Source organism: Citrobacter sp. BIDMC107, assembly GCF_001037575.1.
Lineage (GTDB): Bacteria > Pseudomonadota > Gammaproteobacteria > Enterobacterales > Enterobacteriaceae > Citrobacter > Citrobacter freundii.
The window spans coordinates 1,807,488-1,819,621 of record NZ_KQ089848.1 but is presented as its reverse complement, the minus strand read 5'-3'; the positions used below and the strand labels follow the sequence as shown (position 1 = coordinate 1,819,621).

Here is a 12,134-nt window from a genome sequence, read left to right as displayed (position 1 = left end):
CGCTCTTGGCACTAAACGGACATCGTTCAGTCCTATACTGCACAAGGTCAATTACGTGTTAATCAAAATTCAAAATAATTTCAGACAGATATTATCTTCGTGAATCTCCCGCATCTTTTCCGGATTGCGGGGCTTGTTATTTTTCACGCTGAGATCTTCGTATGCAAAAGTTGGACGGCCTTAAGGCCTTTGAGCAACCCCTGGCTTCACTGCCACACCCGCTTCGAAAACTTATCCTTGCACGTCTTCGCAGTCTTACGCAGTACGAGCCGGTAATCGGTATCATGGGTAAAACTGGAGTGGGGAAGTCGTCGCTCTGTAATGCCCTGTTCCAGGGCGAAGTCACACCGGTCAGCGATGTTAAAGCCTGCACACGTGATGTGCTGCGCTTTCGGCTCTGCAATGGCAATCACAGTCTGATGGTTGTTGATTTACCTGGTGTGGGCGAAAGCGAGCAACGCGACGAGGAATATACAGCACTGTATCGTCACATCCTGCCGGAACTGGATTTAGTGCTGTGGGTTATCAAAACCGATGACCGTGCACTGTCAGTGGATGAACACTTCTATCGCAAGGTGATGCTGGCGTATCAGCAGAGGGTTCTGTTCGTGGTTAATCAGGCTGACAAGGCCGAACCCTGCCATCAGTGGAATACCACCAGCAATACACCATCTCATAGCCAACAGTCGACAATTGAGGCCAAGCGGAGCGCTGTACAGCAGCTCTTCCTGCCGCACCATCCAGTCTGTGTTATATCGGCCCGAACGGGGTGGGGGCTGGATGCGATGGTAGAGGCGATGATGCGTAATCTGCCTGATCGGGCCATCAGCCCATTGACGACACAACTGCATGGAAGGCTCTGCACAGGTTCACTAAAAAAGGAAGCCCGCGAGCGATTTAGCAATGCCGTAGATGAAATGATTGGCACTGTGGAATCGTCATCTTTTCTGCCTGCGCCTGTAAGGGCTGTGATTCGAACCGTGCGGGAAGCCGTGGTGGCCGTTGCCCGTGCCGTCTGGGACTGGATTTTCTTCTGACAAACCACTTATGACGGACACACCTTGTCCTGCCTGCGCTCAATTAATGAGCGGTTAATCCACCATTAACGCGCAAGGGCGCATTGCAGCTGTATTCCTCGTACTGAAAAAATATGCTTTCCCATGTCCATACCCTGTCCGGCCCCTTCGTTACACTAATCACTTAATTTTCAGCCTGTTAACGGGATGGAGAAAATCTAATGTTCCAGACTGAGCGTCGCCATGAACGGCTGGCGGTTCGGCTGTCTCTCATTATCAGTCGCCTTGTTGCTGGTGAAACACTGGATATGGCTCTTCTTGCCGCAGAGTTTGGCGTGTCGATCCGTACTCTCCGCCGAGACTTTCGTGAGCGACTGATGTACCTGGACCTGGAATATCGCGATGGCACCTGTCGTCTGCTCTCAGGAAGCCATCAACGCGAACTGGCTGTACTGACTTTTGCTCGTCAGTCAGGCGTGGAGGCTCTGTTTCCTGATATGGATAACCACATGGTCAGCTCACTGCTGAGTGGACCTGGTGAGTCTCCGTGCCTCATATGGGCAGAGTCGGAGTCATTGCCACCACCCAGGCCAGGCATATTTACACGCCTTGTCAGGGCCATATCAGAGCATCGCCGTGTGACGCTGCTGGCTGAAGGTTGTCGCTGTTCAGGGCTTGCACCATACCGCCTCGTACTCTGCGACGGGAACTGGTATCTGACTGGAGAGCATCATCATCGCGTGGCGGTGTTTCCGCTGAACGATATCCATGCGGTTACCTTGCACCCGGAATTGTTCGTGCCTGACCTTCAGATTCGCAACGTTCTCGCCGAACCGGAATTACTCAGAGCCCTTCCCCATTTTCACGTTTTTCACTCACTGCTCGCCAGAACCGGCGACGGTCTTTTACCTCATAAGGAATCATGATGAAGAAATTACTGACTACAACGGCGCTGGCCGTCAGTCTCTACGTTGGTGCTGCTTTTCCGGCGTTTGCCGAAACTGTCGTGGGTACCGTCAAATTCTGGCAGTACATGCAGGCGGATGGCTGGAAATCAGCCGATGGCATGGACAATGACACGCTGAACAATACGCTCTACCAGGCCAGTGTCATTGGCAATTACCCCTGGACTAAACAATTTCTGCTGCGTCAGCGGGGAGGTGGTGCTTATTTTCTCGCCGATAAGAAAACACATACCGTGCGCAAGCTGAATCTGAAACCTGCCAGCGGTTATTACTCCGACCTGACATCGGTCTATCAGGGTGAAGACCAGGGGAAAGGGTGTTACTTCACTATCATCGACACCCAGTATCAGCTGGAGCTGGTTAATGAACCTCACAGCAAGCAGGTGCTTGCTGCATTTCCGGAAAACTGTGTCAACAAACAGCAGCAGGCTGCCCTGGCGGCGAAGCGTTCTGCCTCAGAGCAGAAATTGCAGCAGTGGGTAGCCCAACAGAGTCTGGCTGAGTTGTGCCGACGAACTGGCAACTGCTGAAGCAACGGAACGGACGAATAATAAGGAATCTGCATCATGAAGAAATTGTATCCACCTGTGCTTGCCGTTCTGACAGTTATCGGTGCAATGAGTGCCTCTGGCTGCGACAGCAAGGAAGATGCTGGCGTGAAAGCGATCGCCAAGTTTAAAGACCTGACTCCACCACCATTCAGCAAGGTTGTCTCGCATAAATCCGATATTGCCCAGGAATGGGTAAAGAAGGATGCTTTCGGCACACCGCAATATACGGTGATGAAAACCAACCAGTCGCCGGAAGGCTGTGAGTCAGGCAATTATTACTACATTGCGGATATGCAGCAGAAAACGGTGCAGCCTATGATTGCTGCCCTGTGTCTTGCGGACAATATCACCCTGAGCTTCCGGATTGAAACCGACAGCTACACGGGTGAGAAATCGGTGGTGTATTCACACGATGGTAAGGAAATGGGGAAACTTTATCTGCCGGTGAATCAGGAGAAAAATCCATGATGAAGCTGAAAGGCGTTATCTCAGCTTTCGCTCTGAGCCTCTGTCTATTGTCACCGGCTCAGGCCGAAGAACAGCGTTACATTAGTATCCGCAACACAGACATGGTCTGGGTGCCAGGTAATGTCTGCGTCTGGCAGTTTCGCCTGGACAACGGTGGAAGTGGCGAAGGGTTCGGGCCTCTGACACTCTCCCTACGTCTGAAAGATAAAGGGGGGAACACGCTGGCGATGGGGAATATGACGGTGGCTGCATTTGGCGACAGCGATGTCACCCGCTCTCAGGAAGCCTCGCTGGAGAACGAATGCGTGGAAAACGTCAGCTCCGTCGAAATCATGAAGGCAACAGAAGAGCGTAATGGTTACCAGATTGACCTGCCACTGTCCGTTTTCGACCCGCAGTACTACCGACCGTTACAAGTCACGGTTGTCGGTGGTAAGGCATCTTAGCAGATTCGTTATCCGTTTGATTCAGCCCCTGTCGCTTATGACACAGGGGCTTTTTGTTTTAAGGAGACTATATGGCTGAACTCACTGAATTGCCTGATGGATCGTTTACGCGCCAGCAAGCAGAGGCTGTTTCGTCTCAATATTCCAATGTTGCTATAGAGGATGACCAGGGGACACATTTCCGTCTGGTTATCTGTCATGAGGGTTGCATGGTATGGCGAGCCTGGAACTTTGAGCAGGATGCCGGTTACTGGCTGAACAGATATATCGCTCGTTATGGCATCCGCAAATTCCCTGAATAATCATCACCAGAGCCTCACCGTTATAAACAAAGTCAGGCCACACTGCCTTCGGGAAGTGTGGCCTTTTGTATTTTTAACCACTGCATATGGAGCTACCTATGCGATTAGCCAGCCGCTTTGGCCGTATAAACCAGATACGCCGTGACCGGCCTCTGACCCACGAAGAGCTGATGAGCCATGTCCCCAGTGTGTTCGGGAGCGACAAGCATGAATCTCGTTCAGACCGTTATACCTACATCCCTACCATCACCATCCTCGAAAGCCTGCAGCATGAAGGCTTTGAGCCGTTCTTTGCCTGCCAGACGAAGGTCCGTGACTTGAGCAAGCGGGAGCACACCAAACACATGCTTCGCCTGCGTCGTGCCGGTCAACTGACCGGGCATCAGGTTCCGGAAATCATTTTGCTCAACAGTCATGACGGCTCCTCAAGCTATCAGATGCTGCCGGGGCTATTTCGAGGCGTCTGTACCAACGGTCTGGTCTGCGGCCAGTCATTCGGAGAAGTGCGGGTATCGCATAAAGGCAATGTCGTCGAGAAGGTGATTGAAGGGGCTTACGAAGTGCTCGGTGTCTTTGACCGGGTGGAAGAAAAACGTGATGCCATGCAGTCACTGGCGCTGCCAGCACCCGCCCGTCATGCACTGGCAAATGCCGCACTGAAGTATCGATTTGGTGAGGACCACCAGCCGGTCACGGTATCGCAGTTGCTGACCCCACGTCGCCGGGAGGACTACAGCGATGACCTGTGGACTGTTTACCAGCGCGTGCAGGAGAACCTGATGAAAGGAGGTCTGTCAGGGCGAACCGCTCAGGGGAAAAGCAGCCGCACCCGTGCCGTTACCGGCATCGATGGAGATGTGAAGCTCAATCGCGCCCTGTGGGTGATGGCAGAAAACATGCTCGAGTTTTTCGGGCGCTAAGTAACAGTTCTGGCATAAGGAGATAGTTTAATGGATACACAAAACATTCAGTTCACTGAGCCGACTGTAATTACTGCCTCGGTGGTCCCTGACGAGTTACGTATCGGCTTCTGGCCACAGCACTTTGGCTCCATCCCACAATGGATAACCCTTGAACCTCGCATTTTCGCCTGGATGGATCGGCTGTGTGCCGATTACCAAGGTGGTATCTGGCGCTTTTCGACACTCAGCAACGGCGGCGGTTTTATGGCTCCCGAGTCAGATCACGATGAGAAGTGGACATTATTCAACAGCATGAACGGCAATGGCGCAGAGCTTACCAGTGAAGCTGCAGGGATGGTCGCCTGTATGATGGCTTACAACCACCACGCATGTCGCACCGAGTGTGACGCGATGACTGAGCACTATTATCGCTTACGCGACTACGCGCTGAACCATCCAGAGTGCAGCGCCATTATGCATCTCATCGACTGAGGGATACCGAACATGAATACTGCATTATCCCCGCTGTCATCTCAGCCTGAACTCTTTCCACTGGCGATTATGGCCCAGCATGGTTGTTTGCTCCACGCGACCTCCGGATTAACCCCCTATGCCCAACGCACCATTCGTCGCGCCATCAACCTGCTGGATAAATATCTGCGTCAGCCCGGTATATCCTTTACCTCAAGTACTGCTGCCCGTGACTGGCTTCGGTTACAGCTGGCAGGACAAGAACGGGAAGTGTTTATGGTGCTCTATCTCGATAACCAGCATCGTTTACTGGAGAGTGAAACGCTATTTGCCGGTTCGATTAACCATGTGCAGGTCCATCCCCGTGAGGTAGTGAAATCAGCGCTTCGCTTCAATGCTGCGGCCGTTGTGTTGGCGCATAACCATCCATCCGGTGATCAGGAGCCCAGCCAATGTGACCGCAACATTACGGGCAGGCTTAAAGAAGCGCTGGCACTGGTTGATGTGAACACTCTCGATCATCTGGTTATCGGATCAGATGGAATTGTGTCGTTTGCAGAGCGAGGCTGGATATGAAGGTACTGCAATGAAATCTACTGACTCAGAGAACGATTCATTTCTCAAGTAGGGTCTGAATTGTAATGTGACACCTTGCTTTGGCGCTCGTCTGGTACAGGAGGGAAACCGACTTCACTATCTGGCTGACCGGGCCAGCATTACCGGTGAATTCAGCAACGCAGAATCTTTGAAGTTGGATGAAGTATTCCCACATTTTATCAGCCAGATGGAGTCGATGCTGACTACTGGTGAAATGAATCCTCGCCATGCCCACTGTTTCACCCTGTACCACAATGGTTTCACCTGCGAAGCCGATACCCTTGGCAGTTACGGCTACGTATACATCGCCGTTTACCCCACTCATCGTTAACTACTTTCACAAGAGCAAATATGAAAACTCTACCTGCAACAACTCCGCAGGCGGCGACGCTATGTCTGTCGCCCGTGGCAGTGTGGCAAATGCTGCTTGCACGCCTGCTGGAACAACATTATGGCCTGACACTCAACGACACACCATTCAGTGATGAAACGGTAATTCAGGAACATATCGATGCCGGTATATCTTTGGCCGATGCCGTTAATTTTCTGGTGGAAAAGTACGGGCTGGTTCGTATTGATCGCAGGGGATTCGACTGGCAAGAACAGTCCCCATATCTGCGGACAGTCGATATTCTGCGGGCGCGACAGGCAACTGGTTTATTGAAAAGAAATCGTATTAGCGCGGCACGGTGAATATTGGGAATAGCCTTCCTGATTCACACTGCAGCTTTCTTTACTTATTTAATTTACTCATTCCAAAAAGCACCTGCCGATGCTGGTTGGTGCTTTTACTTATATGGACGAAATATCATGCAAATAGAAGCTGTAATTTTTACTGGGCACATTATCGCGAGTACAATCCGGGAATACTGGGCCGTCGTTGTTGATGGTTTTGACGCATGCGGCGAACAAGCTTATGATCCAGCTTAATTTCTTTTCCTCATGAAGGGACGGGTATGGGCAACAGAATGTGGATGATCCGCGGTGACGGCGGCAAGCTCTATGACGATTTTCGCGACAAGAAAATTGTAGGCATCGGTTGGTCTCAGCTGGCTCCATTAGTCAAACCCGGCCTATCCCGAGCCCAGTTACTCGCCTTATACCAGGAGGCAGACCCTTTAACAAAGCTGGGAACTGCGCGTTCTGGTGCATCGCAGGTCTGGCGTTTTGTGAACGAAATCCAAAAGGGTGATTGGGTTATTACCTATTCGCCAGCCAACCGTACTTATTTGCTAGGTAAAGTTACTTCAGACTTCCAGTATCATCCTGAATGGGTGGAAGAGGGGATGGGTATCGCTCGGCAGGTTAAATGGAATACTCAAGAAATCGAGCGCGATCGATTGTCTGTTGCTACCAAAAACACATTGGGCTCCACGCTGACGGTTTTCCAGCTTCCAGAATATGCTCTAGAAGAGCTTTTGCAGGATAAGAAACCCACTGCAGATGTAATTACTCAGAATCCAATTGTGATAGATGAAGATGAGGTCGTTTCTGATCCGCTCCGCGATATGGAAATGCTGGCGTTTGAGGGTATCAAAGACCGCATCAACTCTCTTGATTGGGACGAGATGCAAAATCTGGTTGCCGGAGTTTTACGCAGTATGGGCTATAAAACGCAGGTGTCACCAGCGGGAGCCGATCGGGGTAAAGATATCATTGCTTCACCTGATGGATTCGGCTTTGAAAATCCACGTATTATCGTTGAGGTAAAACATCGCAGGGAGCAAATGGGAAGCCAACAGATCCGTAGCTTTATTGGCGGTCGCCATAAAGACGATCGCGGGCTTTATGTCAGTACCGGTGGTTTTACAAAAGATGCTCGCTATGAGGCCGATCGTTCGACGATACCACTGACGCTCTGGACGCTTGATGATCTCGTCCGTGCTCTTATTGAGAACTATGAGCAAGTTGATATCGAGACCAAACTTTTGGTGCCTCTGAAGAAAACGTTCCTACCTGCCTGAGTCTTGCTTTGACAGCCATATCGGTGTCCTACTTGTATGGCTTTATATCCCACTAGTAATGTCTATTTTTTGTACGGATTTTAACTTGTGGGTACAAGTGCGGGTACAACCATTTATTCCTGATTTTAAACTACATTGATATCAGTTTGTTGGGTGTTAAATTCGAGTCCGGCCTTCGCACTCACCCTCTAAACACCTCTTTCCTGTGCCACTCCACAAACCCTTCTTGTGGATAATTTTCGCGCATCATCGGTAGAGCAATCTCTTTCCCGGCAAAATCCCAGAATAGTCTGCCCACTATGCCGCTGCCATTTACTGCGGGAGATACCTGAACTCGCATATTCTCATCCAGGCCAATCGAACCTTTATCAAAGGCTTTATGGTGGATTGCGCACAGCGCCAGGCCGTTTGAAGTCTCGCACGGGCCGCCGTGCTGTTTCCATTTGATATGGGCGGCTTCCAGGGCGACAGAGGTGCTGTCGTGGCGCATATTGAAGCCACAAATAGCGCATTCATAGTTATAAGCGCGCAGAACCTGCTGGCGGAACAACGGGTCCCGCTGTTTACGGATTTGCAGGATATCAAATCCCAGTTCATCCGCGATCTCTTCCTGGATGCTTTCGGTGAAGTGCGCCTCGAGGATGTGCTGGGCCAGGGCGTTGATGAGGTTGTTACTCTTTTTCAGCAGGGCAAAATGTTGTTCATCAAAGCCTCCGGCAACGTTATGCGTCACCAGTTCTCCGGCTGGGGGCTGTTTGCTGCTGCCGGAAGTTGAACAATGCTCGGCATTTTGTAGCTCCCAGAACCCATCTCCCTGTAAGCGCCAGAAGGGCATATCGGGGCGGTACTGCGCGCGCTGTGGCCCAAATCGCTCCAGCAGGCTATGCAACGGGTCGCGAACTTCCGTACCGTAGTTAAACAGGCGACCGTGACCCCGCTGATAACCCGCCAGCACATGAAGCAGCAGCAGGGGCTTGTGCGGCGCGCGCTGCTCGCCTTTACGCCAGATGGTGATGTCGGCAATTGCCTGTTGCAGGGTTTTACTGGAAGTCATTGATTTCATTATCAGGTAAATAATTGCGATGATGCTCGCAAAATATCACCTGATCAAGAGGAGTGAGGCCGATACACTATCGACGTCACTTTATCGCTTGCCGTTTTTTCAGAAAGTCTTTGGTTAAAGGAACCTGCCCGATGAATGAACTACCTGACACGCTGCCGCGCGAGTACATCATCAAGGCCATTCACGCCTATGACTCGGGCTTCTCGCATCGTTTCAAAGAGGCACGGCTTTACGAGCTGGAATTTCAGGGGCGTCGCTATCCGTCAAAAGCCATTGCCGGAATTGCGGCGACGCTTTTGACGGGTAAAGCGTTTACCCCTCAGGATTTCTCCGGCGGTATCAGTTCGAAATGCGTCAGATTATTGACTGAGCAAGGTTTTCATATTGTTCAGGATAAAAAGCGCGCTGCGGCGGTGAGCGACACGATCTTTCCTGAAGAACTCGAAGCGCAAACTGAATATATAGAAGGGGCAGCGACTCAGGTGACCGTGAATCGCTATGAGCGCGACCGCAACGCCCGACAGGCAGCGCTTCGCCATCACGGTTGTCAGTGCAAAGTCTGTGGCATCGATATGTCAAAGGTCTACGGTAAGATTGCCGAAGGGTTTATCCATGTTCATCACCTGGTACCCTTATCGGCAATTAAAGAAGACTACCGCCTTGATCCCATCAATGACCTGATCCCCGTGTGTCCAAATTGTCATGCTATGCTGCATCGGCGCATACCGCCATATACCCCAGAAGAACTGAAAAATATGCTGTGCTAAACGCTCAAGAAAGGCGCCCGCAGGCGCCTCAATTACAATCACACACTCACCCCTTCAACGCTTTCCCCGCAATTACCCCGATAAACTCCAGCACCTGTTTTTGCTTACGCACGGAGAGCTTTTCCACGGCGCGCAGGGATTTCATCAGTTCTGACTCTTCGGGTTCGGCAGTGCGGGCGGTGAGTACGATGCAGCCTTCCATTACACGCACATCAACGTCGGTGCCGGTGTCGAATCCGGCGGCTTTCAGCCACAGGCCCTTCATCACAATGGACGGAAATCGGACGTACTTCACCGGAATACGGCTGTAATCAGGATAACGGCTCGCATAACCCACCTTCAGGCGACGGTTATCTGCGGCGTGGACTTCTGGATCAAATGAAACTGCAATACAATGCGTATCAGTCATGATGGCTATTCTCGTGAAATAGTTGCTGTGATTAGCGATGCGGAGGTGTTGGCGCACCTTCGCATCGCGCTAATAAAACCCCTGTAAATTACGCCAGTATCCTGGGGGAAGTCCAGATGTAAATAAGATGAAATAAGCGCGAATAGCACGCTTTCGGAATAAATAGAAAACGCCTTCACCCCAATAAATCCGGTATTATTCACCGTATAAATCCATTCCCCTCCAGTCCGCTAAATACCTGCCATTTCCAGAAAATAACGCTCCTCTGCATCTGGCCAAAAATGCGATCTAACTCACTGAAGCAAATAGTAAACTCTGAAACAACACCGTTTTGTACACTTTGCTTTACACTTTTGGTGATGTGTATCACAAATATCACTCCGTGAAGTGATCCGACTCTCACAAAATGAGGTGTACTCATTCACCAATACATTATGAGAACAGCCTGGAAAGTTATGTTTTCAGTATTTCCACTCTCCGCAGACACACTACGACGAATGGCAAATCGAAACGCAAAAAAAAACTTGTTGAATATTAACGGGTAAAAAAATGACGTGTGATTTGCATCACCCACATTTACAGCTTTTTAAATTATTGCCAGTGATTAATGTTGACCGGGCTATTTCCATAATCAATCAAATCTTGCATAGTGCCTCCACATTATTTCTCCCCCTGAATCAGGAGGCGAATAGTTATATTTCATCAGGATTTGTTGATGAACCAGGTATGATTTACTTCACATTAATACGTACATGACCACTGTTACTGGAGAAACAAAATGAATTATCCGGCAGAACCCTTCCGTATTAAAAGCGTTGAAACTGTATCTATGATCCCGCGTGATGAGCGCCTCAAGAAAATGCAGGAAGCGGGTTACAATACTTTCCTGTTAAAGTCGAAAGATATTTATATTGACCTGCTGACAGACAGTGGCACTAACGCAATGAGCGACAAGCAGTGGGCCGGAATGATGATGGGTGATGAAGCGTACGCGGGCAGTGAAAACTTCTATCATCTGGAAAGAACAGTGCAGGAACTGTTTGGCTTTAAACATATTGTTCCGACTCACCAGGGGCGTGGCGCAGAAAACCTGTTATCGCAGCTGGCTATTAAACCTGGGCAATATGTTGCCGGGAATATGTATTTCACCACCACCCGTTATCACCAGGAAAAAAATGGCGCGGTGTTTGTCGATATCGTTCGTGACGAAGCGCACGATGCCGGTCTGAATATTGCGTTTAAAGGTGATATCGATCTTAAAAAATTACAAAAGCTGATTGATGAAAAAGGCGCAGAGAATATTGCGTATATCTGCCTGGCGGTGACGGTTAACCTCGCGGGTGGGCAGCCGGTCTCGATGGCTAACATGCGTGCGGTGCGTGAACTGACAGAAGCGCATGGCATTAAAGTGTTCTACGACGCTACCCGCTGCGTAGAAAACGCCTACTTTATCAAAGAGCAAGAGCAGGGTTTTGAGAACAAGAGCATCGCCGAGATCGTGCATGAGATGTTCAGCTACGCCGACGGTTGTACCATGAGTGGTAAAAAAGACTGTCTGGTGAACATCGGCGGTTTCTTGTGCATGAACGATGACGAAATGTTCTCTTCTGCCAAAGAGTTAGTCGTGGTCTACGAAGGGATGCCATCTTACGGCGGCCTGGCCGGACGTGATATGGAAGCCATGGCGATTGGCCTGCGCGAAGCCATGCAGTACGAATATATTGAGCACCGCGTGAAGCAGGTTCGCTACCTGGGCGATAAGCTGAAAGCCGCTGGCGTACCGATTGTTGAACCGGTAGGCGGTCACGCGGTATTCCTCGATGCGCGTCGCTTCTGCGAGCATCTGACGCAAGATGAGTTCCCGGCACAAAGTCTGGCCGCCAGCATCTATGTGGAAACCGGCGTGCGCAGTATGGAGCGCGGAATTATCTCTGCGGGCCGTAATAACGTGACCGGTGAACACCACAGACCGAAACTGGAAACCGTGCGTCTGACTATTCCACGTCGTGTTTATACCTACGCACATATGGATGTCGTGGCTGACGGCATTATTAAACTTTACCAGCATAAAGAAGATATTCGCGGGCTGAAGTTTATTTACGAGCCGAAGCAGTTGCGTTTCTTTACTGCACGCTTTGATTACATCTAAAAAATAGTTATGGCCCCATCACGTGATGGGGCTTTTTTGTATTCCTTTTCCATGAACAGGAAGC

Annotated in this window: 16 protein-coding genes; 14 read left to right on the top strand and 2 right to left on the bottom strand. The window is 50.4% G+C overall.

The features are described from left to right. Window positions 1–161 precede the first annotated feature (161 nt). The 12 genes from SK39_RS08455 to SK39_RS08400 all read left to right on the top strand — a co-directional run bounded on the left by SK39_RS08455 (window position 162) and on the right by SK39_RS08400 (window position 7,682). A complete protein-coding gene (locus SK39_RS08455) occupies window positions 162–1,037 on the top strand; it encodes a GTPase family protein (protein WP_048216884.1) in 876 nt (291 codons plus the stop codon). A gap of 200 nt (window positions 1,038–1,237) precedes the next feature. Further along, a complete protein-coding gene (locus tag SK39_RS08450) occupies window positions 1,238–1,942 on the top strand; it encodes a helix-turn-helix transcriptional regulator (RefSeq protein ID WP_048216883.1) in 705 nt (234 codons plus the stop codon). Beyond that, complete coding sequence (locus SK39_RS08445; RefSeq protein ID WP_048216882.1) at window positions 1,942–2,511, top strand: hypothetical protein; 570 nt, start codon at window positions 1,942–1,944, stop codon at window positions 2,509–2,511. The genes SK39_RS08450 and SK39_RS08445 overlap by 1 nt, the downstream gene beginning before the upstream one ends. 36 nt (window positions 2,512–2,547) lie before the next feature. Then, window positions 2,548–3,000, top strand: coding sequence for a YfjS/YafY family lipoprotein (locus SK39_RS08440; protein ID WP_048216881.1), 453 nt, complete (start codon window positions 2,548–2,550; stop codon window positions 2,998–3,000). Beyond that, entirely contained in the window at window positions 2,997–3,446 is a 450-nt protein-coding gene (locus tag SK39_RS08435) for an IrmA family protein (protein WP_048216880.1), read from the top strand. Before SK39_RS08440 ends, SK39_RS08435 begins: the two co-directional genes overlap by 4 nt. Before the next feature lie 71 nt (window positions 3,447–3,517). Beyond that, window positions 3,518–3,748, top strand: a complete 231-nt coding sequence (locus tag SK39_RS08430; RefSeq protein ID WP_048216879.1) for a DUF905 domain-containing protein — start codon at window positions 3,518–3,520, stop codon at window positions 3,746–3,748. Between the two features lie 98 nt (window positions 3,749–3,846). After that, window positions 3,847–4,668: a DUF932 domain-containing protein gene (locus SK39_RS08425; protein ID WP_048216878.1), complete on the top strand. Its 822-nt coding sequence runs from the start codon at window positions 3,847–3,849 to the stop codon at window positions 4,666–4,668. Between the two features lie 30 nt (window positions 4,669–4,698). Further along, entirely contained in the window at window positions 4,699–5,142 is a 444-nt protein-coding gene (locus SK39_RS08420; protein WP_048216877.1) for an antirestriction protein, read from the top strand. A gap of 12 nt (window positions 5,143–5,154) precedes the next feature. Further along, entirely contained in the window at window positions 5,155–5,697 is a 543-nt protein-coding gene (gene radC, locus SK39_RS08415; RefSeq protein ID WP_048216876.1) for a RadC family protein, read from the top strand. Between the two features lie 55 nt (window positions 5,698–5,752). Continuing rightward, window positions 5,753–6,049 carry a type IV toxin-antitoxin system YeeU family antitoxin gene (locus SK39_RS25600; protein ID WP_181595378.1) on the top strand — a complete coding sequence of 99 codons (297 nt, stop codon included), beginning with the start codon at window positions 5,753–5,755 and terminating at the stop codon, window positions 6,047–6,049. A gap of 20 nt (window positions 6,050–6,069) precedes the next feature. Next, window positions 6,070–6,411, top strand: a complete 342-nt coding sequence (locus SK39_RS08405) for a TA system toxin CbtA family protein (RefSeq protein WP_048216874.1) — start codon at window positions 6,070–6,072, stop codon at window positions 6,409–6,411. Between the two features lie 263 nt (window positions 6,412–6,674). Continuing rightward, a complete protein-coding gene (locus tag SK39_RS08400; protein ID WP_048216873.1) occupies window positions 6,675–7,682 on the top strand; it encodes a restriction endonuclease in 1,008 nt (335 codons plus the stop codon). 181 nt (window positions 7,683–7,863) lie between these two features. On the opposite strand, the gene SK39_RS08395 is transcribed toward SK39_RS08400, so the two are convergent. Then, window positions 7,864–8,736, bottom strand: coding sequence for a phosphorothioated DNA-binding restriction endonuclease (locus tag SK39_RS08395; RefSeq protein ID WP_048216872.1), 873 nt, complete (start codon window positions 8,734–8,736; stop codon window positions 7,864–7,866). A gap of 140 nt (window positions 8,737–8,876) precedes the next feature. On the opposite strand from SK39_RS08395, the gene SK39_RS08390 reads away from it, so the two are divergent. Then, on the top strand, window positions 8,877–9,512 hold the full coding sequence (locus tag SK39_RS08390; protein ID WP_003837147.1) for an HNH endonuclease: 636 nt from the start codon (window positions 8,877–8,879) through the stop codon (window positions 9,510–9,512). A 46-nt stretch (window positions 9,513–9,558) separates the two neighbouring features. On the opposite strand, the gene symE is transcribed toward SK39_RS08390, so the two are convergent. Continuing rightward, a complete protein-coding gene (gene symE, locus SK39_RS08385; RefSeq protein WP_032937671.1) occupies window positions 9,559–9,921 on the bottom strand; it encodes an endoribonuclease SymE in 363 nt (120 codons plus the stop codon). A 778-nt stretch (window positions 9,922–10,699) separates the two neighbouring features. Between symE and SK39_RS08380 the strand changes: the two genes are divergently transcribed. After that, a complete protein-coding gene (locus tag SK39_RS08380) occupies window positions 10,700–12,070 on the top strand; it encodes a tyrosine phenol-lyase (protein WP_048216871.1) in 1,371 nt (456 codons plus the stop codon). Window positions 12,071–12,134 lie beyond the last annotated feature (64 nt).

What these genes read in the sequence shown, in the direction of transcription:
- radC (WP_048216876.1), top strand. Translation starts at nt 5,155, where the DNA reads ATGAATACTGCATTATCCCCGCTGTCATCTCAGCCTGAACTCTTTCCA.
- SK39_RS08430 (WP_048216879.1), top strand. Translation starts at nt 3,518, where the DNA reads ATGGCTGAACTCACTGAATTGCCTGATGGATCGTTTACGCGCCAGCAA.
- SK39_RS08425 (WP_048216878.1), top strand. Translation starts at nt 3,847, where the DNA reads ATGCGATTAGCCAGCCGCTTTGGCCGTATAAACCAGATACGCCGTGAC.
- SK39_RS08455 (WP_048216884.1), top strand. Translation starts at nt 162, where the DNA reads ATGCAAAAGTTGGACGGCCTTAAGGCCTTTGAGCAACCCCTGGCTTCA.
- SK39_RS08435 (WP_048216880.1), top strand. Translation starts at nt 2,997, where the DNA reads ATGATGAAGCTGAAAGGCGTTATCTCAGCTTTCGCTCTGAGCCTCTGT.
- SK39_RS08450 (WP_048216883.1), top strand. Translation starts at nt 1,238, where the DNA reads ATGTTCCAGACTGAGCGTCGCCATGAACGGCTGGCGGTTCGGCTGTCT.
- SK39_RS08405 (WP_048216874.1), top strand. Translation starts at nt 6,070, where the DNA reads ATGAAAACTCTACCTGCAACAACTCCGCAGGCGGCGACGCTATGTCTG.
- SK39_RS08420 (WP_048216877.1), top strand. Translation starts at nt 4,699, where the DNA reads ATGGATACACAAAACATTCAGTTCACTGAGCCGACTGTAATTACTGCC.
- SK39_RS08390 (WP_003837147.1), top strand. Translation starts at nt 8,877, where the DNA reads ATGAATGAACTACCTGACACGCTGCCGCGCGAGTACATCATCAAGGCC.
- SK39_RS08380 (WP_048216871.1), top strand. Translation starts at nt 10,700, where the DNA reads ATGAATTATCCGGCAGAACCCTTCCGTATTAAAAGCGTTGAAACTGTA.
- SK39_RS08395 (WP_048216872.1), bottom strand. Translation starts at nt 8,736, where the DNA reads ATGACTTCCAGTAAAACCCTGCAACAGGCAATTGCCGACATCACCATC.
- SK39_RS08440 (WP_048216881.1), top strand. Translation starts at nt 2,548, where the DNA reads ATGAAGAAATTGTATCCACCTGTGCTTGCCGTTCTGACAGTTATCGGT.
- SK39_RS08445 (WP_048216882.1), top strand. Translation starts at nt 1,942, where the DNA reads ATGAAGAAATTACTGACTACAACGGCGCTGGCCGTCAGTCTCTACGTT.
- symE (WP_032937671.1), bottom strand. Translation starts at nt 9,921, where the DNA reads ATGACTGATACGCATTGTATTGCAGTTTCATTTGATCCAGAAGTCCAC.
- SK39_RS08400 (WP_048216873.1), top strand. Translation starts at nt 6,675, where the DNA reads ATGGGCAACAGAATGTGGATGATCCGCGGTGACGGCGGCAAGCTCTAT.